Genomic DNA, 23535 nt, shown 5'->3' on the forward strand with positions numbered 1-23535 from the left:
TTTGATCTCCGCGGTGACAGAAGTGGTGGGTTACGCTGCGGCTAACCCACCCTACGATGCCGGCGTTTACTGCCCGCCCACCAAACTCATCGCAAACCGGCTGCCGACGATAAACAGGTAGCACCCGAACGCGACTTCCAGCGTGCGCTTCGACATCGCATGCGCGGCTTTCACGCCGAGTGGCGCGGTGACGAGGCTCGTCGGCATCACCAGCACGGCGCCGATCAGGGAGACATAGCCGAGGGCGAACGGGATCTGCAGCGCTGCAACGGATGGATAGGTCGCCGCAGCCGGCCAGCCGGCATAGATGTAGCCAAGCGCGCCGGGGATGGAGATCAACACTGCCAGCGCCGACGAGGTCGCCACCGCCTGATGGATCGGGCGGCCATAGAAGGTCATGAGCAAGTTCGAGAACAGGCCGCCGCCGATGCCCATCAATGTCGAGAGGATGCCGACGCAAAAACCGTAAGCGCGCATCAAGGGGCCGTCGGGCAGGTCGTCACCGAATTTCCACCCCTCGCGCGCGAGGATGAGGCGAGCTGCGGCGGAATACGCGACGGCGACGAACACGATCTTGAACAGCCGCTCCGGCGCGTAGCGCGCGACGACGCTCCCTGCAACGACGCCGATGATGATCGGCAGCCACCACACGCGCAGGATCGTCATGTCGACCGCGCCGCGCTTGTAATGCGCCTGGAACGAACGGATCGACGTCGGAATGATCACCGCGAGCGACGTTCCGACACACAGCGGCATGCGCACTTCGAGCGGCACGCCCGCGATACGAAAACATTCGTAAAACACCGGCACCAGAATCGCGCCGCCGCCGATGCCGAAGACGCCGGCCAGAAAACCGGACAGCGCACCTGTTGCGATCAGCAGCAGCGCGAGCTCGGCGATCTCCTTGATATCCAGACCTGCGATCACCCGACTGCCCCTCGTCGCGCGCGTTCCGATTCGTGCGTTCGGAATGAGCTGCTGTTTCGAGCTTTAGGCGATCCAGTTGGCGCGGTCGACACGCCGGACCGGCCGTCTGGGGTGGAGTGCAGGATGCGCATATGCTCCGGGCGGCGGGCCGAGCGATGACGAGCGCCAGGAACTGACTGGTTTGAACGACGGCAGCCGATCGGGCGCTCGGGGCCGTTCCACTAGTGATTTCAATGTGCCTCGACCGCCACAGGAAACCATGAATCTTTGTTCGCTGCTTTAACGGTACGCCACCCAACTGGTATACCAAGGCCCTGATTGGTCTTGGTTCATCAACGGCCTAGAGCTGAACGCCGGTTCGATTTATGGCGATTTGGTGATTGCGCAGGCCAAATCGACTCCGTAAATAGAGCCGACCTTTCGCGATCCCCGCGCGCGCCCTGCCGGGCCGCCATAGACACCAAAAGCCCATGACCGCACGGATCGAACGACCGCTTTCACCACACATGCAAGTCTACCGCTGGACCCTGACGATGGCGCTGTCCATCGTCCATCGCGCCACCGGTATCGCCCTCTACGTCGGAACCGTGCTGCTGGTCTGGTGGCTGGTCGCGGCGGCTTCGGGCCCGGCGGCCTACGCCAACGTGCAGGCCTTCACCGGCAGCATCATCGGCCGGCTGATCGTATTCGGCTACACTTGGGCGCTGATGCACCATATGTTGAGCGGCATCCGGCACTTCGTGTGGGACCTCGGCTACGGCTTCAAGGCCAATGAACGCGAAGCGCTGACCTGGGGCGCGCTGATCGGCGGCATCGCCCTGACGGTACTGGTCTGGATCATCGCCTACGCGATCGGAGGTGGACGATGAGCACAGCCGACACCCCGAAGCGCAGCATGCGCACCCCGCTCGGCCGCGTCCGTAGTCTCGGCGCCGCGCATTCGGGTACATCCGATTTCTGGCGCCAGCGCATCACCGCCGTCGCCATGACCCTGCTGATGATCCCGGTGCTGGTGATCATCATGATGTTGCTCGGCCGCAACCAGGCCGGCGCCGCGCAGATCCTCTCGTCGCTTCCCGTCGCCCTCATCCTGTTGCTCTTCATCGTCGCCAGCGCCTGGCACATGAAGATCGGCATGCAGGTCGTGATCGAGGACTATGTCCATAACGAGAAGCTGAAGCTCATCTCGATCATGCTCAACAATTTCTTCTCGATCGCCGTGGCGCTCGCCTCGACCTATGCGATCCTGAAACTTTCATCGGGAGTGTAACCCATGGCCACCGAGACGAATGGCAAGGGCAACGACGCTCCCGCCACCAACGGCAAAGCCTATCCGATCGAAGACCATACCTACGACGTCGTCGTGGTCGGCGCCGGCGGCGCGGGCCTGCGCGCCGTCGTCGGCTGCAGCGAAGCCGGCCTTCGCACCGCCTGCATCACCAAGGTGTTTCCGACCCGCTCGCACACGGTCGCTGCGCAAGGCGGCATCTCGGCCTCGCTCGGCAACATGCACAAGGACGACTGGCGCTGGCACATGTACGACACCGTGAAGGGGTCGGACTGGCTCGGCGACCAGGACGCGATCGAATACATGGTGCGCAACGCGCCCGAGGCGGTCTACGAGCTCGAGCACTGGGGCGTGCCCTTCTCGCGCACCGAGGACGGCAAGATCTACCAGCGTCCGTTCGGCGGCATGACCATGGACTACGGCAAGGGCCAGGCGCAGCGCACCTGCGCCGCCGCCGACCGCACCGGTCACGCCATGCTGCACACGATGTACGGCCAATCGCTGCGTCACGCGGCCGAGTTCTTCATCGAGTTCTTCGCCATCGATTTGATCATGGACGACCAGGGCACCTGCCGCGGCGTCATCGCGCTCAAGCTCGACGACGGCACGCTGCACCGCTTCCGCGCCCAGACCGTCATTCTCGCCACCGGCGGCTACGGCCGTGCCTACGCCTCCTGCACCTCGGCGCACACCTGCACCGGTGACGGCGGCGGCATGGTGCTGCGCGCCGGCCTGCCGATGCAGGACATGGAGTTCGTGCAGTTCCATCCGACCGGCATCTACGGCTCGGGCTGCCTCGTCACCGAGGGAGCGCGCGGCGAGGGCGGCTATCTCGTCAACTCCGAGGGCGAGCGCTTCATGGAGCGCTACGCGCCGTCGGCGAAGGACCTCGCCTCGCGCGACGTGGTCTCGCGCGCGATGACCATCGAGATCCGCGAAGGCCGCGGCGTCGGCAAGAAGAAGGACCACATCTTCCTGCATCTCGACCATCTCGATCCCTCGGTGCTCGCCGAGCGCCTGCCCGGCATCTCCGAATCCGCAAAGATCTTCGCCAATGTCGACGTGACGCGCGAGCCGATCCCGATCGTGCCGACCGTGCATTACAACATGGGCGGCATTCCCACGAACTATCACGGCGAAGTGCTGACCAAGAAGGATGGCGACGACAATGCCATCATCCCCGGCCTGATGGCGATCGGCGAAGCGGCTTGCGTTTCCGTGCACGGCGCCAACCGGCTCGGCTCGAACTCGCTGATCGACCTCGTCGTGTTCGGCCGCGCCGCAGCGCTCCGTCTCGCCGAGAAGCTGACGCCGAACGCCAAGCAGCCCGAGCTTCCGGCGAACTCGGCCGACCTCGCGCTCGGCCGCCTCGATCATTATCGCTACGCCTCCGGCGGCACGCCGACCGCGAAGTTGCGTGAAGGCATGCAGCACGTCATGCAGAACAATTGCGCCGTGTTCCGCACCGGCGAGGTGCTGAGTGAGGGTCAGAACCTGATCGCGAAGGTCCACAGCGGAATTACCGACATCGCCGTGTCCGACCGATCGCTGGTATGGAACTCGGATCTCGTCGAAACGCTGGAGTTCGACAATCTGATCTCGCAGGCGGTGGTGACGATGAACTCGGCCGCCAACCGCACCGAGAGCCGCGGCGCCCATGCGCGCGAGGACTTCTCCGAGCGCGACGACAAGAACTGGATGAAGCACACGCTGGCCTGGCTCGACGACAACGGCAAGGTCAAGATCGAGTATCGCCCGGTTCACGACTACACCATGACCAACGACGTGCAGTACATCCCGCCCAAAGCTCGCGTCTACTAAGCGGCGCGCGTGTACTGAGCATTGCTTGTCGTTGCCGGGCTTGACCCGGCAATCCATCCCCCGAAGATGGATGCGCGGGTCAAGCCCGCGCATGACGGAAGAAACCAGAGGCAGGACTTATGGTTGAATTCGCACTTCCGAAGAACTCGAAAATCACCGGCGGCAAGACCTGGCCGAAGCCCGCGGGCGCGACCGACGTTCGCGAATTCCGCGTCTATCGCTGGAATCCCGACGACGGCAAGAATCCGAGCGTCGACACCTATTACGTCGACACCAATGATTGCGGTCCGATGGTGCTGGACGGCCTGATCTGGATCAAGAACCACATCGATCCGTCGCTGACCTTCCGCCGCTCCTGCCGCGAAGGCGTCTGCGGCTCCTGCGCCATGAACATCGACGGCCAGAACACGCTGGCCTGTACCCGCTCGATGCACGACGTGAAGGACGGCGCGGTGAAGATCAACCCGCTGCCGCACCAGCCGGTCGTGAAGGACCTGGTTCCCGACCTGACGAATTTCTACGCGCAATACGCCTCGGTCGAGCCGTGGCTGAAGACGACCTCGCCGACGCCGCAGAAGGAATGGCGCCAGAGCCACGAGGACCGCGAGAAGCTCGACGGCCTCTACGAGTGCATCCTGTGCGCCTGCTGCTCGACCTCTTGCCCGAGCTATTGGTGGAACAGCGACCGCTATCTCGGCCCCGCCGCCCTGCTTCAGGCCAACCGCTGGGTGTCTGATTCGCGCGACGAGGCCACCGGCGAGCGGCTCGACAATCTCGAGGACCCGTTCCGGCTCTATCGCTGCCACACCATCATGAACTGCGCCAAGGCCTGCCCGAAGGGGCTGAACCCGGCCGAGGCCATCGCCGAGCTCAAGCTCAAGATGGTCGAGCGCCAGATCTAGGGCACTTTCTGCGCTATAGCCCCGGCCGGAAGGCCGGGGCGTGCCCCGAGCGGAACGATTTCAGGGAAAATTTTCCTCATCGCGCTGCACGCGCGAACCGGTGAACCACAACCTCCAGCTCCGCACAAGCCGCTTCCGTCCAGGCGCAAGATTCAAGTAAGCTCTCCGGTCAGGGGACCGGAGCGACCGTGCAGGGCGCACAACGCAACTCGCTGAGACTTCTGCAGTGGATGATGGCCGCATCCCTGGCGCTGCCGATTGCGCTGTTCGCGATTGCCTCCACGATCTCCTACAATTCGACGCTCGACATCGCCGACCGTGAGATCGAGCGCTCCCTCGATGTCGCTCATGAGCACGCGCTCAAGGTGTTCGAGACCATCGATCGGAGCCTCGCGGAGCTCAACGAGGTCGTGCGCGACCTTCCCGACGATGTCATCCGCGCGCGCGAGCCCGCGCTGCACGGGCGCCTGAAGCAGCTCACGGATTCGCTGCCGCAGCTCAAATCGGCCTGGATCTTCGATGCGGATGGAAAGGTGCTGGTCAACAGCCTGGTGTCGCCCCCGCCGCCCCAGAGCTTTGCCGACCGCGATTACTTCTACGCCCACATCGACCAGAGCATCGGCACTTTCATCGGCGCCTCGCTGACGCCACGGGCGCCTTACCAGGGCGCGCGCTTCTTCGGCGTGAGCCGGCGCCGCTCAACCGACGACGGCAGCTTCACCGGCGTCATCCAGGCCTCGGTGCTGCCGGAATATTTCGCGAGCTTTTACGCCAGGATCGGCGCCGATCCCGGCAGCTTCTTCGCGATGGGGCGCACGGACGGCACGCTGCTGGCGCAATTCCCGCGGCTCGACCACGACTTCCGGCTCGATCCGAACGGCCCGGTCGGCCATGCCATCGCGGCCCATCCCGATCATGGGCTGGTCACCATCGCCTGGCCATCGGACGGGATCGAGCGGCGCATCGGCTACCGGCGCGTCGCCGAATATCCGATCTATGTCAGCGCCGGCCTCGAGACCTCGGCGATCCGCGCCCGCTGGCTAGGCACCATAAGCCAGCATCTGGTGTTCGGCGCGCCCGCCACCGCGCTGCTGTTCGTCCTGCTCGCCTTCGCTTTCCGGCGCACCCAGCATCTGCAGCTCGAGGCTGCCAAGCGGCGCGAGGTCGAGGAGGCGCTCAAGCACAGCCAGCGGCTGGAGGCGCTGGGCCAGCTCACCGGCGGCGTCGCGCACGATTTCAACAACCTCCTGACCGTGATCCGCGCGTCCGTCGACCTCCTGAACCGGCCGCAACTGAGCGAGGAGCGGCGGCAGCGCTACATCACCGCGATCGCCGACGCGGTCGCGCGCGCGGCCAAGCTGACCTCGCAGCTGTTGGCCTTTGCCCGCCGGCAGACCTTGAAGCCCGAAGTGTTCGATGCCGGCGAGCGCGTGCAATCGCTGCGCGACATGCTCACCACGCTGCTGGGACCTGCGATCGAGATCGTCACGCAGCTGCCGCCCGAGCCCTGCCTCGTCAATGCCGATGCCGGGCAGTTCGAGACTGCGATCATCAACATGGCGACCAACGCGCGCGACGCAATGCAGGGCAAGGGCCGCATCGTCTTCACGGTGCACGCGGCGACCAACCTTCCTGATGCGCTGGCGCACGTCTCCAGCAGCCAGATCTCGAACGATACCGGTTTCGTCTGCGTCGCCGTCAACGATAGCGGCATCGGCATCCCCGCCGCGCAATTGGGGCGCATTTTCGAGCCCTTTTTCACCACCAAACAGGTCGGCCAGGGCACCGGCCTCGGCCTGTCGCAGGTGTTCGGGTTCGCTCGGCAATCCGGCGGCGAGGTGACCGTCGCCAGCGAGGTCGGCCAGGGCAGCACCTTCTCGCTCTATCTGCCGCGCGTGCCCGCAGCTCTGCTGCCCCGCAGCGAGGCACCGACGACGGCGCCGGCCGTCGCCGGCAGCGGCATGTCGGTGCTGGTCGTCGAGGACAACATCGAACTCGGCAATTTCGCCGCCGACGGGCTGACCGAGCTCGGCTACAGCATCACGCTGGTCGACAACGCCACCGACGCGCTCACTGAACTCGTCGGCGCCCCTGAAAGGTTCGACGTCGTGTTCTCCGATGTCGTCATGCCCGGGATGACCGGGCTCGATCTTGCGCAGGCGATCCGCGATCGCTGCATCGGCGTACCCATCGTGCTGACCACGGGCTATAGCCACGCTCTGTCCCAGGACGGTGTCGCCGGCTTCGAGCTCGTGCAAAAGCCTTATTCGATCGAGGAACTGTCGCGCGTTCTGCACCGTGCAGCACGGTTGAAGCGGGTGCGCGGGGGCGCCGCGGAGTGAGACCCGGGAACCCGAGGGAACCGGCTGGCGTTGTCCCCCCATGCAGAAGCCGGTCCGAAACAATGCGCAAGACAGGACGCCGCCCATCGTGGAGATCACCGGCGAGAACGGCGATGACATCGCTCCGCCCCCGCCGGAATTGCTGGAGCCGGATTCCGAGCTGAGCCCCGAAGAGGCCGAGCAGGCACGCAAGGACTATCTGCTCACCCGATTCTGGATCAGCGCGCGCGGCTTCTGGAGCCGCAAGGGCGACCGCCTCGCCTGGCCCTTCTCGATCGGCCTCGTGGTGCTCATCATCCTGACGGTCGGCTTCCAATACGGCGTCAATGTCTGGAACAGAGCGATCTTCGACGCCATCGAGAAGCGCGACGCGCCAACGGTCTTCCACCTCACGGCGCTGTTTTTCCCGCTCGCGATCGGCAGCATCATGCTCGGTGTGGTCCAGGTGTTTGCCCGGATGGGCATCCAGCGGCGCTGGCGCGCCTGGCTCACCAACAGCGTGCTGACGCGCTGGCTGACCAACGGACGCTACTACCAGCTCAACCTCGTCGGCGGCGACCACAACAATCCGGAATACCGGATCGCCGAAGACCTGCGCATCGCGACGGATTCGCCGGTCGATTTTCTTGCCGGCGTGACGTCGGCGTTGCTGTCGGCAGCGACCTTCATCGTCGTGCTCTGGACCATCGGCGGCGCGCTCACCGTAACGGTTGGCGGCTCCGCGATCACCATTCCCGGCTTCCTCGTGATCGCCGCGATACTCTATGCGGGCATCGCTTCGGGCTCGATCCTGGTGATCGGGCGTCAATTCGTGCAGGTCTCCGAGGACAAGAACCAGGCCGAAGCCGATTTCCGCTACACGCTGACGCGGGTGCGCGAGAATGGCGAGAGCATCGCGCTGCTCGGCGGCGAGGAGGAGGAGCGCGGCGGCATCGACCGCAACTTCACCGACGTCCTGCGGCAATGGGCGCGGCTCGCCGGCCAGCACATGCGCACCACGCTGGTGTCGCAGGGCTCGAGCCTCGTCGCACCTGTCGTGCCGCTGCTGCTCTGCGCGCCGAAATTCCTCGACGGCAGCATGAGCCTCGGACAGGTGATGCAGGCGGCCTCCGCCTTCACCATCGTGCAGAGCGCGTTCGGTTGGCTGGTCGACAATTACCCGCGACTTGCCGACTGGAACGCCTGCGCCCGCCGAATCGCTTCGCTGATGATGTCGCTCGACGGCCTCGAGCGCGCCGAGCAGGGTGACGGCCTGGGCCGCATCAAGCGCGGCGAGACCGCTAACGACGCCATGCTGGAGATGAAAGACCTCTCGGTCACGCTCGACGACGGCACCGCTGTCGTCGGCGAGACCGAGGTGGTGATCGAACCCGGCGAACGGCTGCTGGTGGCAGGCGAATCCGGCACCGGCAAGAGCACGCTGGTGCGCGCCATCGCAGGCCTGTGGCCATGGGGCGGCGGCAGCGTCAATTTTCATCCTGATCGGCGGCTGTTCATGCTGCCGCAGCGGCCTTACGTGCCCTCCGGCAGCCTGCGCCGCGCTGTCGCCTATCCCGGCGCCGAGGACGACTGGACCGTGGCGGAAATCGGCGAGGCGCTGCACAAGGTCGGCCTCGACCATCTCAAGGAAAAGATCGAGGAAGAGGGGCCCTGGGACCAGACGCTGTCGGGCGGCGAGAAGCAGCGTCTCGCCTTCGCGCGGCTGCTCCTGCACAGCCCTGATATCGTCGTGCTGGATGAGGCGACTTCCGCGCTCGACGAGAAGAGCCAGGACAAGATGATGAAGATGGTGACCGAACAGCTGCGAGAGGCCACCATCGTCAGCGTCGCCCACCGCGTCGAGCTCGAGGCGTTCCACAGCCGCAAGATCGTGCTGGAGCGCCGCAAGGGCGGCGCGAAGCTCGTCAGCGACATTGACCTGATCCCGCGCAAGGGCAAACGCAAGCTGCTGGGCCGCTTCCTGCGCCAGCGCAAGCCGGCGGCCAAAAAGGCGGCCTGAGCGCCGTTGGAGTCCCCGGCAAAACCGGCTATGCATGCGCCGCCTGCAACGAGGACCGCCTGCTTGACGCCCGACACCGCCCTTTCGACCGCGCCGTTCGGCGCGTTTGCGCCGACCGCCGCGCAGGCTGCGATTATCGGTCTCGTGCAGCGATCGCGGCTGAAGCGCGGTGCATTTCGGCCCTGGATGTCGCGGCTGGTCGATCTGCTGCGCGGCGGCCCTGTGGATGTGCAATATCAGGGCGCCTCGTTCCGCTTCTATCACCAGGGCAGCGCCACCGAACGCGGCGCGCTGTTCAACCCGGACTACAACATCGACGAGCTCGACTTCCTGCGCCAGCATACGGCGGTCGGCGGCACGTTCGTCGATGTCGGCGCCAATGTCGGCACCTTCGCGCTGGTGATGGCGCGGCACGTCGGCACCGATGGCAAGGTGGTCGCGATCGAGCCGCATCCGCTGACCTTTGGGCGGCTCTCGTTCAACCATGCCGCATCCAAGGCAACACAGGTGCGCCTGGTGCAGGCCGCCGCGGGCGACAGCGACGGCGAGCTGATGATCGAAAGCGGCGGCGGCAATCTCGGCGCCACGCATGTCGTCACTGGCGCGGCCGGCGCTGATGCCATCAAGGTGCCATCGCTGCGGCTCACGCGCATCCTCGACGAGGCCGGCGTCACACGGGTCGATTCGCTCAAGATCGACGTCGAGGGCTTTGAAGACCGGGTGCTGATCGGATTCTTCCGCGATGCGCGACAAGCGCTGTGGCCGCGCGCGGTGGTGATCGAGCATCTGTCACAGAACGAATGGCAGCAAGATTGCATTGCTGACATGGTTGCTCGCGGCTTTACGATCGCGCGCAAGACGAGAAGCAATACGTTCCTGTCGCGCTGAACAACAGAGGCTGGCGATGATCGACCATCTGGGCTTTCCCGTCTCCGACTACGAGCGCGCCAAGTCGTTCTACACCGAAGCGCTGGCGCCGCTCGGTTACAGCCTGATCATGGAGGTCACGCAGGAGCAGACCGGCCACGATCGGGCCGCAGGCTTCGGCGCCGACGGCAAGCCGGATTTCTGGATCGGCGGCGAAGGCGCGCTGAACAAGCCGGTGCATGTCGCAATATCGGCTAAAGATCGCAGCACCGTCGATGCGTTCTACAAGGCTGCCATGGCCGCCGGTGGGCGCGACAACGGCCCCCCCGGCATCCGCCCTCACTATCACGCGAACTATTACGGCGCCTTCGTGCTCGATCCTGACGGCCACAACATCGAGGCGGTTTGTCACGCGCCGGAATAGAACGGGCGGGATGCGGGAACATCGGCCCGACATCCTCGTTGTCGTCCTTCTGACAACTGACCTTGATGATGCCGATGCCGATTGAACCGCCCGAGATACCACCATCGACACCCGGCACGCCGACCGAGCCGCCGCCTGGAATCCCGCCCGGCAATCCGCAGCCTGAAATCACGCCACCCGTGCACGAGCCCGGCGAATCACCTCGGCCCGATGAATTGCCGGGGCGCAGGCCCGACGAGATTCCTTCGCGCGGACCGAACGGGCCGCTCACGCCGAATCCCGCGACGGATGCCAATTCGTCGCAGGGTCACATGTGACGCGATTGCAAGCTGGGTCTGAATGCGCAATGAACGTTGCTTGCGTGACATGATCTGCATGCAGAAATAAATCGCGACGCAATGTCTTTGCCCGCCACAATCCGGCCTAACGCGTAGCTGTTCATCATCCCACTTCACTCCGCCAAAGAACCTTCCGGGGAATTTCACGACATGACCAATCTTCGCTTCGTGCTGCTTGCCACGACGGCTCTGACCGCGATGCAATTCGCAAGCTCCGCATCGCATGCGCAAAGCGCACCGCTCGTCGTCGCGCAGGCTCAGCCTCAAGAGACCGGCCCTGACGGAAAGCCGAAGCAGCCTCCGAAGGAAGCGCCAAAGGGAGCACCGCCCGCGCATCCGACCGCGCCGCCGCCTGCCGCGCCCAAGGCACCCAGCGCAGCTCCGCCGGCAGCTGCACCGCCGCATCCGCCCGCCGCACCTCCGCCGGCCGCCGCGCCGTCACGCCCGACGCCGCCACCCCCGACCCATCAGGCACCGCCCCCGCCACCGCCTGCAGCACCCAAGCCGCCGACGCCCCCGGCTGCGGCGCCGCAGCAGCATGCACCGACACCGCCGCCGCCCCCGGCCGCGGCGCCGCAGCAGCATGCACCGACACCACCGCCGCCCCCGGCCGCAGCGCCGCAGCAGCATGCACCGACACCACCGCCGCCCCCGGCCGCAGCGCCGCAGCAGCATGCACCGACACCGCCGCCCCCGGCCGCAGCGCCGCAGCAGCATGCACCGACACCGCCGCCGCCTCCGGCAGCGACTCCGCAGCAGCACGCTCCTGTTGCACCCGCCCCGGCGCCGACTGCGACACCGGTGCGTCCGGCTGCGACGCCAACGCCTCCGCCGCCCCCCATTACGCCGCCGGCCGGGTCCCGGCCGCTGCCCAACGCAGCGCCCGCCCCGACGCCAACGACCTCTCCGACGCCCGCAGCTCGTCCGGCACCATCTCCGGCGCCCACGCCATCGGCAACGCCGGCACCTGGCGCCACGCCCCCCGGACGTCCTGGCGCTCCGCCGGCTGCCGGAGCACCGGCTCCAGGCGCAACCCCGGCTCCGTCGGCAACGCAGGCTCCCGGACGTCAGGGTGCAACGCCTGGCGCGCCCGCCGCAGGCACTCCGCCGGTGGCGCCGCAGGCCGGTGCCGTGCAGCGTCCTCCGGCGCCGCCGCAGGGCGCCGCGGCGCCGACCGTCGTTCCTGCCACGCCAGCCGCAGCACCGCCGCCCGACAAGGCGCAGTACGCGCCGCCGACGGTTGCTCCGGCCTTCCGCGCCGCGCCAGCCGTCGCAGCGCCGCTGCCGCCGCCGCCGCGTCCGCAGCAGCGAGACCTGACGCCGCTTGCGTTCGGTGCGGGCGTGGTGGCCGGTGCCGTGATCGGCGCCACCATCGCCGACTATCGCAACCAGCGGCAGGAGGTCGTCGAAGACGGCCGCACCGTCTACACCGAGCCCGATCGCATCATCGTGCGCGACCCGAGTGGGCAGGAATATGTCCGCGGCAACGATCTCTATCGCTTCCGTTACGGCGCCCGCGATATCCGCACCGAGACCGTCGGCGGCGAAACCCGCACGGTCGTGATCCGTCCTGACGGTACCGAAATCATCACGGTGGTCGGTCCGGACGGAAGCTTGATGCGCCGCATCCGCAGGGATCAGCGCGGGCGTGAGATCGTGATCATAGACAACACCTACCGCGATCCGCGGGCGGTCGGCGGCTTCTATGTCGACGTGCCGCCGCCGGTGGTCAGCATCCCCTACGATCGCTACATCGTCGACGCGCAGGAAGCATCGCCGGACGTGATCTACGAGACCATGCGGGCCCCGCCGGTGCAGCGGATCGATCGGCGCTACTCGCTCGACGAGATCCGCTACTCGCCGAATGTTCGCATGCAGATGCCGAGCATCGACGTCAACACGATCAACTTCGCGACGGGATCATGGGCCATTCCGCCGGACCAGGCGGCGCGGCTGCAGGTGATCGCCGACGGCATCAACCAGGCGATCCAGGCCAATCCGCAGGAAGTGTTCCTGATCGAGGGCCACACCGATGCGGTCGGCAACGACGTCGACAATCTGTCGCTGTCGGATCGCCGGGCGCAGGCCGCGGCCGAATTGCTGACCCAGCAGTTCGGCGTGCCCGCGGAGAACCTGACATCGCAGGGCTACGGCAAGCAGTACCTGAAGGAGCAGACCGACGGGCCGAGCGTGATCAACCGGCGCGTCACCGTCCGCCGCATCACCCCGCTGCTCAATGGCGGCCAAGCCAACGCGGCACCGCCTCCGCCGCGGCAATAAGACCATCGCAGAAAAGAAAATGGCCGGGAGCGATCCCGGCCGTTTTTTTGTTTTGCCTCGACAGCGAGGGCACTAACCCTTGTCGCTCTCGAGCCGGAAAATCTGCGAGCCCTCGCTCCCCGACAGCAGGCCGGCCTTGGAATAGAGACCGAGCTTGGTGCGCGTGTCGGCGATGTCGAGATTGCGCATGGTGAGCTGGCCGATGCGATGCTCCGGCGTGAACGGCGCGTCCTCCACCTTCTCCATGCTGAGCCTTTCAGGTGCGTAGGTCAGGTTCGGGCTCTCGGTGTTCATGATCGAATAATCGTTGCCGCGGCGCAGCTCCAGCGTGACCTCGCCGGTGACGGCCCGCGCAACCCAGCGCTGCGCCGTCTCGCGCAGCATCAAGGCCTGCGAGTCGAACCAGCGGCCCTGATAGAGCAGACGTCCGAGCCGCATGCCGCTGATGCGGTACTGCTCGATGGTGTCCTCGTTGTGAATGCCGGTGACGAGCCGCTCATAGGCGATGTGCAGCAGCGCCATGCCCGGCGCTTCGTAGATGCCGCGGCTCTTGGCCTCGATGATGCGGTTCTCGATCTGGTCGCTCATGCCGAGGCCGTGGCGGCCGCCGATGGCATTGGCTTCGAGGAACAGCGCGACCGGATCAGAGAAGGTCTTGCCGTTCAGCGCGGTGGGCTGGCCTTCCTCGAAACGCACGACGACCGTCTCGGCCTTCACGACGCAATCCTCGCGCCAGAACGGCACGCCCATGATCGGGTTGACGATCTTGATGCCGCTGTCGAGGCTTTCGAGATCCTTCGCTTCATGCGTGGCGCCGAGCAGATTGCTGTCGGTCGAATACGCCTTCTCGGCGCTCATCTTGTAGGCAAAACCCTGCGCGGTCATGAACGCCGACATTTCAGCGCGACCGCCGAGCTCGTCGATGAACTGCTGGTCGAGCCAGGGCTTGTAGATGCGCAGGGATGGATTGGTCAGCAGGCCGTAGCGATAGAAGCGCTCGATGTCGTTGCCCTTGAAGGTCGAGCCGTCGCCCCAGATGTTGACGCCGTCTTGCTTCATCGCCGCGACCAGCATCGTCCCGGTGACCGCGCGGCCGAGCGGGGTGGTGTTGAAATAGGTGATGCCGCCGGTCGAGATGTGGAAGGCGCCCGACTGGATCGCGGCGATGCCCTCGTGCACGAGCTGCGTGCGGCAATCGACCAGCACGGCCTTCTCCGCGCCGAAGGCTTCCGCCTTGCGCGGGATCTCGTTGTAGTCGGCCTCGTCGGGCTGGCCGAGATTGGCGGTATAGGCGTAGCAGCGTGCGCCCTTCTGCTTCATCCAGAGCAGCGCCGCAGAGGTGTCGAGGCCGCCCGAAAATGCGATGCCGACTTTCTCACCCTTGGGCAGGCTTTTCAGGATCGTGGTCATGGGGCTTCCAATCGGGTCTTAGGGGCTGATGAGGGGCTTGGTTTGACCGCGCGAATATCAAATTTCGCCCGGATCGGCACGCTTTTAATGGCTCAAACCGACGCCGCCGGGCCGGTCTTACGGCCGAACAGGCGCTTGCGGAGCCGGTAGGCGGGCATGTTCAGCCGGGTCAGCGCCGCATCGACCGCCGCGTCGGAAAACCGGGTCCGGGGCCAGCGGTAGATCAGGGCGTAGCCGAACCAGATCACGACGAAGGTGACGAGCCCGGCGGTTGCGACGTCGGTGAAGAAGTGGCCGCCGAAGGCCATGCGGAGGCCGCTGGTCACGGCGCCGAACACCAGCGCGCCGGCGTAGGCCAGCGGCCGCCATGCCGGCGGCGCCAGCGCGGCGGGCGCCAGCGTCCAGAACGCGGTCGCGCCTTCGCCGGAGAAGAACGAGCAATTGCGCGCGCAATCGCCGCGCGGATCCCACCACGCCACGAACTGCTGTTCGCCGGCAAATTCGGTCACCACCACCGGCCGCGGCCGGCCCCAATAGGTCTTGAAGGTGAGATTGGTGAGGATAACGGCCGACAGGATGATCGTGGCCAGCAGGAAAACGATCGCGCGTCCTGACACCATCAGAGGACGATCGGGCCAGATCATCTTGACCACGAGCGCGACCAGCGACGGCAGCACACACGCCCAGGACACCCACATCGCAGCGTCACGCGCGACGCCGGCCCAGTCGTTCAGCTTGAGCGGAAAGGTCTTTGTCTGGGGATCGAAGAACAGCGCCGCGAGCTTGAGATCGAGCTCGGGATAGAGCCCAAAAACGACGCCGATCACCAGCCACAAAGCGAGAGCGATAAAGAGTCCAGTCCGGTTCATGGCGCGCGGTTTAGCGGAGTGGGACCGCGATGAAAACCCCAACGAAGCTGCCATACTCCCCCCGGGAGGGTAAGAAAGTCACCGCGCCTCCGGCCGCGAATTCGACGGCAGCGGCGGAGGCGGGTTGCGCGGGGGCCGCGGGATGCGCCAGGCGCCGGCGTTGCGGCCGGCGATCAGCCAGTAGACGACGCCGGCGACGATGCCCGCGCCGGTCATGATTTCCAGATGCCGACGCACGATGCCCTCGAACTGCAAGGTGTCCGGGTCAAACGGGATGAGGCCGAGATAGCAAGCGAGTCCGACCAGGCCGCCGCCGACCGCATAGGCCAGCGCGCTGCGGATGTAGAGCGCCTCGGTGATCGCGACGATCACCGCCGCCGGCACCAGTGCAAAGCCCGACACGAAGATGAAGCCGAAGCCGAGCAGGATGTCGATCGCGCCCTGGTCGACGGGACCGGCGCCGAGATCGGAGAATTCCGGAAACAGCAGCGCGCCGACGACGATCGTGCCGCCGACGAAACAGGCGGCGAGGAAGCCGATGAAGATGACGACGAGGCGGCCGATCAGGGACATGGTGCGAAAGCCGACCCAGGCGGCATTGCGAGGCGCGCGGCGACGAAGCAATCCAGACCGTTTCCGCAGTGACAGACTGGATTGCTTCGCTTCGCTGGAAATGACGAGGATGCGAGAGCGCGGGCGCGCATCGTCAATCCGTCATCGCCATGGCGCGGAGCGCCTGGCGCTCGCGCGCGCTGAGCTTTTCCGTCTCCGACTTGAGCTGACCGCAGGCGGCGAGGATGTCGCGGCCACGCGGGGTGCGCACCGGCGAGGAATAGCCGGCGTTGAAGATGTATTCGGAGAATTTTTCGATCTGGTCCCAGTCCGAGCATTCATAGGCCGTGCCGGGCCAGGGGTTGAACGGGATCAGATTGATCTTGGCGTGAATGCCCTTGAGCAGCTTCACCAGCAGCTTGGCATCGTCGAGCGAATCGTTGACGCCCTTGAGCATCACATATTCGAAGGTGATGCGGCGCGCATTCGAAGCGCCGGGATAGTCGCGGCAGGCCTGCAGCAGCTCCTTGATCGGATATTTGCGGTTGAGCGGCACCAGCTCGTTGCGCAGCTCGTCGCGCACCGCATGCAGCGAGATCGCGAGCATGACGCCGATCTCCTCGCCGGCGCGCACGATGTTCGGTACCACGCCTGAGGTCGACAGTGTGATGCGGCGGCGGGAGATGCCGATGCCTTCATTGTCGCCGACGATGAGCAGCGCATCGCGCACCGCATCGAAATTGTAGAGCGGCTCGCCCATCCCCATCATCACGATGTTGGTGACGCGGCGCGTGCCGTCCTCGCGATCGGCCCAATCGTTCAGGCGATCGCGCGCCACCATGATCTGACCGACGATCTCGCCGGCGGTGAGGTTGCGCACCAGGCGCTGGGTGCCGGTGTGGCAGAACGAGCAATTCAGCGTGCAGCCGACCTGGGAGGACACGCACAGCGTGCCGCGATCGGTCTCGGGGATGTAGACGCACTCGACTTCATGGGCGCGCTCGACATTGTCGCCGCTCGGCAGCCGCAGCAGCCATTTGCGAGTGCCGTCGTTGGAGATCTGCTCGGCCACGACTTCGGGACGGTCGACGGTGAAATGCTCGGCGAGCTCGGCGCGAATCCCCTTCGAGATCGACGTCATGTCGTCAAAACTCTCGGCGCCGCGGAAATAAAGCCAGTGCCACAGCTGTTGCACGCGCATCTTGCGCTGCGCGGGTGCAACGCCGATCTCGCCGAGACGATCGGCAAGCTCGGTGCGCGACAGGCCGATCAGCGAGGGCTTGGCCGGCGGCACATAGGTTTCAAGCGGAGTCTTCTCCACCAGGATTGCGTCGCGCGGCTCGGTCGTCGGTTGCATGGGTTGCCTGATTAGTTGATGTCTCGTCATGCTCGGGCTTGTCCCGGGCATCCTCGTTCTCTTCCGCCTGTGGCTAGCGCGTGGCTGGCCGGGACAAGCCCGGGCGATGACGGCGAAAAATGGGAACCGCCCCTATATAGCAACCGGAACCGCCGATTGCGACCATGGCTATTACGTAGCCTTACCGCCGACAATCCTGTGCGATCTTGTCGAGCGCCTGGGCGAGGCCCTTCAGCGAGAATGTGTCGGTCGTCTCCGTTCCCTTGGCCGAGACGCCCTTGACGACCAGATCGGCCGATTTGCGCATGGCGTCGACCATCCGCTCCTCCTCGGCCGCATTCTTGATCCAGAGGCCGTCGCCTTGCGTGTACATCGCGAAGGACGCGCCGCCGACCTCGACAGTCGATTCCGAGCCCGGCTTCAGCGCGTAGCCGATCATGACCGAGACTTCGTTGTTCACCTTCTCGGCCGGACGGGTCGACACGAAGGCATAGGCGGGATCGCGCGGCCGGTTCGGTGGGTTGGTCTTCGACGAGGAGGGTTTTGCCAGCGCGAAGCAGACCTTCTTGCCGTTGGGCGTCGCGGAATAGGCGCCCCAGGTGCCGAACTGGCCAATCAGCGTCGGCTCTGCGCCACCCGCCACTGCAGCGGCAGGGCCCGCCGTCTTGCTCTCGGGCTTGGCTGCCGTCTTGGCGGCTGGCTTTGTCGCGGCCTTGGGCGCCGGTTGCGCCGGTTGCGCCCGTGCGGAATCGGTGATTCCGCCGACCGCCACGCCAGTCATCAAAGCTAAAATCAGCACCCGCCACATGCTGGAGTGGTTCCCTCAATATTGTGACTGGAAGATGGCCCGGACGCGCTTTGTCCAGGACTCTGGGATAACCGGGAAAGTCTAATTTGGGAAGGCAGTTAGCGGGTGAGCGCGACTAGCTTTTCGTCCGCGCGGCACGCTGCTCGGCCCATCGCGCCGCAGTCCATTGCAGCAGGTCCTCGGCGCCGGAACTGCGCAAATGCGCACCGCCGTCGATCACCACCATCTCGCCATTGATATAGCCGGCGCGGTCCGAAACCAGGAAGCTGGCCAGGTCGGCGAGCTCGCTGTGCTCACCGGTGCGTCCCAGCGGGTTGCGCGCGGTCCAGCCTTCGTCACGGCCTTCGGGGCGGAGCTGCCCCGATGCGCCCGATGTGGGGAACGGCCCCGGCGCGATCGCAACGCTGCGGATGCCCTTGGGGCCCCACTCCACCGCCAGGCTTTTGGTCATCGCCAGCACAGCCGACTTCGCCATCGCGGAAGGAACGGTGAAGGCGCGGCCGGTGATGGTGGAGGTCGAGAGGATCGAGAGCACGACGCCGTTGTGCTTGCCATCGATCCAGCGCCTGCCGGCGGCGAGCGTGCAATACATCGCGCCATGCAGCGTCGGTGCCAGGATCGCATCGGCCGCGCGGAACGACAGATGCTCAGTCTGCGCGATGAAGGTTGCGGCAGCGTTGTTGACGAGGATATCGAGCGGCGCCTCGCGCCAGATCGCATCCATCATCGCGTCGACAGCGGCACCGTCGCGAACATCGCACGCTGTTGTCGTCACCTTGCCGCCGGTTTCTTTGCGCATCTCGCTCGCGGTTGCTTCGAGACGATCGAGCTTGCGCCCGCAGATCACGAGCTCGGCGCCGAGCGCGAGAAAGCGGCGCCCCATTGCGGCCCCAAGGCCCGAGCCACCACCGGTGACGAGGATACGCTTGTTCTGGAGCAAACCTGTTTCAAACATCGTTCGAATCCCTCTCTCCGCCGGTTCGTCACTGCGAGCGAAGCGACGCAATCCAGGCTATTTCCGCAGGGCGGATTCTGAATGGCTTCGCTTCGCTCGCAAGGACGCAAGGATAGGCTTTCGCACGACTCGAGACAAAGAATCCGGATTGTCCGGCCGCGGTAAATCCGGCAGAAACGGGCCAGCCACGACTCCACTCGAAACGCTTCAGGTGCCGCCATGAAAGCCATCCTCTGCTCGCAATATTGCCAGCCCGACGATCTCGTGCTCGCCGACGTGCCGGATCCGGTGGCCGGTCCCGGCGAAGCCGTGATCGCGATCAAGGCGGCGGCGCTGAATTTCTTCGACATCCTGATGATTCAGGGCAAGTACCAGATCAAGCCGCCGTTCCCGTTCTCGCCAGCCGCGGAGGTTGCCGGCGTGATCGAGAGCATCGGGCCCGGCGTCACGGATCTCAAGGTCGGCGATCGCGTCGTCGCCTCCTGCGGCCACAACGGTGCGCGCGAGAAGATCGCGCTGCCGGCGGCAGGGATCGTGAAGATTCCCGACAATCTCGATTACGATCGCGCGGCCGGCATCATCATCATCTACGGCACCGCGCTGCATGCGCTGGAGGATCGCGCGAGCCCGAAGCCGGGCGAGACGCTCGCGGTGCTGGGTGCCGCCGGCGGTACCGGCCTTGCGGCCTGCGAGCTCGGCAAGCTGATGGGCCTGAAGGTGATCGCTTGCGCCTCGTCGGACGAGAAGCTCGAATTCGCCAAAGCACACGGCGCCGAGCTGACGCTGAACTACGCCAAGGTAGACCTGAAGGAAGGCTTGCGAAAACTCACCGGCGGCAAGGGCGTCGATATCATCTTCGATCCGGTGGGTGGCGCGTATGCCGAACAGGCATTGCGCTCGATCGCCTGGGAAGGCCGCTTCCTGGTGATCGGCTTTGCCGCCGGCGATATTCCGAAGATGCCGCTGAACCTCGCGCTGCTGAAGGGCTGCGACATCAGAGGCGTGTTCTGGGGCGCCTGGACCCGGCAGAATCCGGAGAAGAATCGCGCCAATCTCGAGAAGCTCGTGAAGTGGACGGCGGAAGGCAAGATCTCCTCGCATGTCGACCGCACGTTCCCGCTGGCGCAGACCGCCGACGCAATGAAAGTGCTGGCGGGACGCCAGGCCATGGGCAAGGTGATCCTGCATCCGTGAGGACGCAGGCGGTGCCGCCACATAGGCAACCGCATCGCGGGAATCACCGGCGTCGCTGAAGCTACGCCGGCGTTTTCGCGCAGCGCCGTCTGGTTGAGCCTTTCTCAACCATCACCGTCAAAATTGCGGTGCATTCGCCCGCTTCGCCCGAATCAAACCAAACTATTTCCTGATTCGCGCAAACCGCCGTCGTTTTTTGGGCTGATTCGAACGGCGTTTTACCGGTTCCGTTTGCGGGACACTTCTGGACAAAAGCAAGAAGACTGAAGCCGGGAATGCCCCTGCGTTGCGTTGGTAAGGGGAGCATCACCATGGAGACGACGGCACATCGCCCGTCGACGGAGTCGACGGCGCTCGACTCCCATCGAGCAGCATCACATTCACCGACCGCGTCCTTTATCCGGGCGCGGGCCGCACGGGCCGATCTATCGCAGGACGATCCAATCCCACTCTTCCTGTCCGATCCGCTCGGTGCGCCGGACCCACGCGAATATGCGCCGATCGAGGTGCGCTCCAGACTGATCCCGCGAGTTCTCGGGGCGGTCCTGGCGGCATCCACGGTGGCTGTTCTGGCCGTGCTGTTTCAGTCCGAGATTCACGGCCTCTTTGCCGCCAATGCCGCAAACTGGATCGGCATCGCGGCGGACCAGGCCATGGCGTCGACCCATGCGCCCGCCGTACCGCAGACGGCGGGCAAGGGGCCGGAGCGCGAGAGCGATACGAGGCTGGCGAATGCCGACACGCAGGATCTTCCTGCGCCGTCGACGCCGAGCCGCGAAGCGATAGCGACCGCCTATCAAAGCGCGCTACAGGCGCAGGCACCAGCGCCTGTGGCGGCCGCAGCTGCCGCACCACCCGAGCCACCTTCACCCGCCAATCGGCTTCCGCCTGCCAGGACACTCGACGCGGACACGCTGGCGGGGCTGATGGCGCGCGCCAGGAGCCTGATGACCGTCGGCGACATCGCCGCGGCGCGGCTCCTGCTCGAACGCGCGGCCGATGCACAGGATGCGACGGCGGCGTTCGTGCTGGCGCAGACCTATGATCCCGCCGTGCTGGGCACCAAGGACACGCGGAGCATCACTGCGGACGCCGCAGCCGCGCGCGACTGGTACCGGAAAGCCGAGCAGCTTGGATCGGCGGAGGCGAAGCAGCGCCTCACCCAACTTCAGAACTAGATCTAGCAGGGGACATCATGCGTAACACTTTGAAGATGGCGCTTGCCGCCGTCTTGACGATCTGTGCCTTCGCGGCACGCGCCGAGCAGACCGAATACGATCCGGCCAAGGTCTCGGACAGCTTGAAAGCCATCTTCCAGTTCGGCTCGAACTCGACCAAGCAGGCGCTGAACGCCAACACCGTCACGCTGATAACCGGCACGATCGGCGGCACTTACGTGCAATTCGGCGCCGACCTCGCCTCCGTCCTCGACGACGGCAACAAGATCCGCGTGCTGCCGATCGTCGGCCGCGGCTCGGTGCAGAGCGTTGCCGACATCCTGTTCCTGCAAGGCGTCGATCTCGGCATCGTGCGCGCCGACACGCTCGACTATCTCGAGCGCAAGGGCTTCGCCAAGGACATCAAGAAGCAGTTCACCTATGTGTCCAAGCTCTACAATGAAGAGATGCAGGTGATCGCGCCGAAATCGGTCGCCACCCTCAAGGACCTCGAAGGCAAGACGGTGAGCGTCGACCTGCCCAACGGCGGCACCTTCGTCACCGCACTCACCGTGTTCGAGCGGCTCGGGATCAAGGCGAAATTCGTCTATATCGAGCAGCGTATCGCGATGGAGAAGCTGAAGGCTGGAGAGATCGACGCCGTCGTCGTGGTCGGCGGCAAGCCGTACAAGTCGGTCTCGACCTTCAGCAATGACGGACGCTTCCATCTTGCGGGCGTCGACTATGCAAAGCCGCTCCAGAGCGACTATCTGCCGGCGACGCTGACGCCCAAGGACTACCCGAACCTGATCAAGGACGGCGAGAGCGTGGACACGATCGCGGTGCCGGCGGTGCTTGCCGCGTATAATTGGGCGCCGAACACCGAGCGCTATCGCAAGCTCGCGCTGTTCGTGGACGCGTTCTTCACCAAATTCCCCGCGCTCCAGAACCCGCCCTTCCATCCCAAATGGAAGGAGGTCTCGCTTGCGGCGCCGCTCGCCGGCTGGAACAGATTGCCGGTGGCGCAGCAATGGCTTGACCGGCATGGTATCGAGCCGGTGACGCGGCAGCGCTTCGAGGCCTTTCTGAAGCAGAGCCCGGCAGCTGCGAAGGTGTCCGACGCAGAAAGGGAGACGCTGTTCAAGCAATTCCAGGCCTGGGACGCCGAGAAAGCACGGGCGGAGAAGAAGTAGCGAGCCCTCCTGTTATTGCGCGGCGTCCGTCGCTTCCACACCGCGCTTCAGTGCGGCGCGCGCGGCCTGCCGATGCTCCGACGTGATGTGGCTCGCGACCATGCGGATGGCGGTCGCGAGCACGGCGGCATCGTCGGTGAAGCCGAGCACCGGCATCACGTCTGGAATGAAGTCGAACGGCAGGATGAAATAGGCAATCGCGCCCAGCAGCGATGCCTGCACATGGCGCGGCGTCTGCCGGTCGAACGCGCAATAATAGGCGGCGAGCAGATCTTCCGCGAACGGCAGATGCGCGGCGACGCGCTTCAGCTTGCTCCAGAAGCGGCGGCGCACGCTGTCACGATCCTCCGCGAGCCGATCGGCCGGCTCGAAGCCGACGCTGTGTTCGGCAGCCATGTCTGGAAAACTCCCCTTCAACCGGACGCGGCGGATCGCCGCATCGTGTGCCGATCACGACATGGGGATGCGAATCCTGCCTGCAAGTGTCAGCCTGATACCGGCTTAGCGATGGCATTCATCGCCGTGGCAAGCTCGATGTCGAGCTTGGTGACGCCGCCCGCATCATGGGTCGACAGCACCACCTCGACCGTCTTGTAGACATTGCGCCATTCCGGATGGTGATCCATCTTCTCGGCCACCAGCGCCGCGCGGGTCATGAAGCCGAAGGCCTCGTTGAAATCCTTGAAGACAAAGGTTTTTCCGATGGCATCGCGGCCCTGGACCTCGGTCCAGCCCGGGATACCGCCCAGTGCCTGCTTGCGTGTGTCCGCCGATAGCCGTCCTGCCATCATCGTCCTCCGTCCTTCAGGGGAACTTTACCCTAACACCGTGCCTATGGCCCGGGTTCGGATC

Annotated in this window: 22 protein-coding genes; 13 read left to right on the forward strand and 9 right to left on the reverse strand. The window is 65.5% G+C overall.

Translation table 11 applies throughout. The features are described from left to right. Positions 1-66 precede the first annotated feature (66 nt). On the reverse strand, positions 67-927 hold the full coding sequence (locus tag ACVIIW_RS08580; RefSeq protein WP_456700340.1) for a sulfite exporter TauE/SafE family protein: 861 nt from the start codon (positions 925-927) through the stop codon (positions 67-69). Positions 928-1397: 470 nt separating this feature from the next. Between ACVIIW_RS08580 and sdhC the strand changes: the two genes are divergently transcribed. The 10 genes from sdhC (at position 1398) to ACVIIW_RS08630 (ending at position 13188) form a co-directional block, all read left to right on the forward strand. Then, positions 1398-1796, forward strand: coding sequence for a succinate dehydrogenase, cytochrome b556 subunit (gene sdhC, locus ACVIIW_RS08585; RefSeq protein ID WP_456700341.1), 399 nt, complete (start codon positions 1398-1400; stop codon positions 1794-1796). Next, positions 1793-2197 carry a succinate dehydrogenase, hydrophobic membrane anchor protein gene (sdhD, locus tag ACVIIW_RS08590; RefSeq protein ID WP_456700342.1) on the forward strand — a complete coding sequence of 135 codons (405 nt, stop codon included), beginning with the start codon at positions 1793-1795 and terminating at the stop codon, positions 2195-2197. The genes sdhC and sdhD overlap by 4 nt, the downstream gene beginning before the upstream one ends. A gap of 3 nt (positions 2198-2200) precedes the next feature. Then, positions 2201-4036 carry a succinate dehydrogenase flavoprotein subunit gene (sdhA, locus tag ACVIIW_RS08595; protein ID WP_456700343.1) on the forward strand — a complete coding sequence of 612 codons (1836 nt, stop codon included), beginning with the start codon at positions 2201-2203 and terminating at the stop codon, positions 4034-4036. Positions 4037-4155: 119 nt separating this feature from the next. After that, positions 4156-4938, forward strand: coding sequence for a succinate dehydrogenase iron-sulfur subunit (locus tag ACVIIW_RS08600; protein WP_027533258.1), 783 nt, complete (start codon positions 4156-4158; stop codon positions 4936-4938). A gap of 188 nt (positions 4939-5126) precedes the next feature. Then, positions 5127-7280: an ATP-binding protein gene (locus ACVIIW_RS08605; protein WP_456700344.1), complete on the forward strand. Its 2154-nt coding sequence runs from the start codon at positions 5127-5129 to the stop codon at positions 7278-7280. 40 nt (positions 7281-7320) lie between these two features. After that, complete coding sequence (locus tag ACVIIW_RS08610) at positions 7321-9279, forward strand: ABC transporter ATP-binding protein/permease (protein ID WP_456700345.1); 1959 nt, start codon at positions 7321-7323, stop codon at positions 9277-9279. A gap of 30 nt (positions 9280-9309) precedes the next feature. Further along, positions 9310-10167 carry an FkbM family methyltransferase gene (locus ACVIIW_RS08615; RefSeq protein ID WP_456700346.1) on the forward strand — a complete coding sequence of 286 codons (858 nt, stop codon included), beginning with the start codon at positions 9310-9312 and terminating at the stop codon, positions 10165-10167. Between the two features lie 16 nt (positions 10168-10183). Then, positions 10184-10570: a VOC family protein gene (locus tag ACVIIW_RS08620; protein ID WP_456700347.1), complete on the forward strand. Its 387-nt coding sequence runs from the start codon at positions 10184-10186 to the stop codon at positions 10568-10570. A 74-nt stretch (positions 10571-10644) separates the two neighbouring features. Beyond that, on the forward strand, positions 10645-10887 hold the full coding sequence (locus ACVIIW_RS08625; RefSeq protein WP_456700348.1) for a hypothetical protein: 243 nt from the start codon (positions 10645-10647) through the stop codon (positions 10885-10887). 171 nt (positions 10888-11058) lie between these two features. Continuing rightward, positions 11059-13188 carry an OmpA family protein gene (locus tag ACVIIW_RS08630; protein ID WP_456700349.1) on the forward strand — a complete coding sequence of 710 codons (2130 nt, stop codon included), beginning with the start codon at positions 11059-11061 and terminating at the stop codon, positions 13186-13188. Positions 13189-13260: 72 nt separating this feature from the next. On the opposite strand, the gene argG is transcribed toward ACVIIW_RS08630, so the two are convergent. The 6 genes from argG to ACVIIW_RS08660 all read right to left on the reverse strand — a co-directional run bounded on the left by argG (position 13261) and on the right by ACVIIW_RS08660 (position 19139). After that, the gene (gene argG, locus ACVIIW_RS08635; RefSeq protein WP_456700350.1) at positions 13261-14598 is read right to left on the reverse strand and encodes an argininosuccinate synthase; all 1338 of its coding nucleotides are present in this window, start codon (positions 14596-14598) and stop codon (positions 13261-13263) included. Positions 14599-14690: 92 nt separating this feature from the next. Continuing rightward, the gene (locus ACVIIW_RS08640) at positions 14691-15467 is read right to left on the reverse strand and encodes a phosphatase PAP2 family protein (protein ID WP_456700351.1); all 777 of its coding nucleotides are present in this window, start codon (positions 15465-15467) and stop codon (positions 14691-14693) included. Positions 15468-15545: 78 nt separating this feature from the next. Further along, positions 15546-16040: a hypothetical protein gene (locus tag ACVIIW_RS08645; protein ID WP_456705116.1), complete on the reverse strand. Its 495-nt coding sequence runs from the start codon at positions 16038-16040 to the stop codon at positions 15546-15548. Positions 16041-16173: 133 nt separating this feature from the next. Then, the gene (gene rlmN / locus ACVIIW_RS08650) at positions 16174-17376 is read right to left on the reverse strand and encodes a 23S rRNA (adenine(2503)-C(2))-methyltransferase RlmN (protein WP_456700352.1); all 1203 of its coding nucleotides are present in this window, start codon (positions 17374-17376) and stop codon (positions 16174-16176) included. A 181-nt stretch (positions 17377-17557) separates the two neighbouring features. Beyond that, positions 17558-18184, reverse strand: coding sequence for an invasion associated locus B family protein (locus tag ACVIIW_RS08655; RefSeq protein WP_456700353.1), 627 nt, complete (start codon positions 18182-18184; stop codon positions 17558-17560). A gap of 115 nt (positions 18185-18299) precedes the next feature. Further along, positions 18300-19139 (reverse strand): SDR family oxidoreductase, encoded by an 840-nt coding sequence (locus ACVIIW_RS08660; protein ID WP_456700354.1) that lies wholly within the window; start codon positions 19137-19139, stop codon positions 18300-18302. Positions 19140-19358: 219 nt separating this feature from the next. Here ACVIIW_RS08660 and ACVIIW_RS08665 point away from each other — a divergent pair, with 219 nt between their 5' ends. The 3 genes from ACVIIW_RS08665 to ACVIIW_RS08675 all read left to right on the forward strand — a co-directional run bounded on the left by ACVIIW_RS08665 (position 19359) and on the right by ACVIIW_RS08675 (position 22683). Next, a complete protein-coding gene (locus ACVIIW_RS08665; RefSeq protein WP_456700355.1) occupies positions 19359-20333 on the forward strand; it encodes an NADPH:quinone oxidoreductase family protein in 975 nt (324 codons plus the stop codon). Between the two features lie 311 nt (positions 20334-20644). Beyond that, positions 20645-21511 (forward strand): hypothetical protein, encoded by an 867-nt coding sequence (locus tag ACVIIW_RS08670; protein WP_456700356.1) that lies wholly within the window; start codon positions 20645-20647, stop codon positions 21509-21511. A gap of 17 nt (positions 21512-21528) precedes the next feature. After that, positions 21529-22683, forward strand: coding sequence for a TAXI family TRAP transporter solute-binding subunit (locus tag ACVIIW_RS08675; RefSeq protein WP_456700357.1), 1155 nt, complete (start codon positions 21529-21531; stop codon positions 22681-22683). Between the two features lie 12 nt (positions 22684-22695). On the opposite strand, the gene ACVIIW_RS08680 is transcribed toward ACVIIW_RS08675, so the two are convergent. Then, the gene (locus ACVIIW_RS08680) at positions 22696-23079 is read right to left on the reverse strand and encodes a YkvA family protein (RefSeq protein ID WP_456700358.1); all 384 of its coding nucleotides are present in this window, start codon (positions 23077-23079) and stop codon (positions 22696-22698) included. Between the two features lie 89 nt (positions 23080-23168). Beyond that, positions 23169-23474, reverse strand: coding sequence for a 4a-hydroxytetrahydrobiopterin dehydratase (locus tag ACVIIW_RS08685; protein WP_456700359.1), 306 nt, complete (start codon positions 23472-23474; stop codon positions 23169-23171). Positions 23475-23535: the final 61 nt, after the last annotated feature.

The organism is Bradyrhizobium sp. USDA 4449 (genome assembly GCF_054056275.1).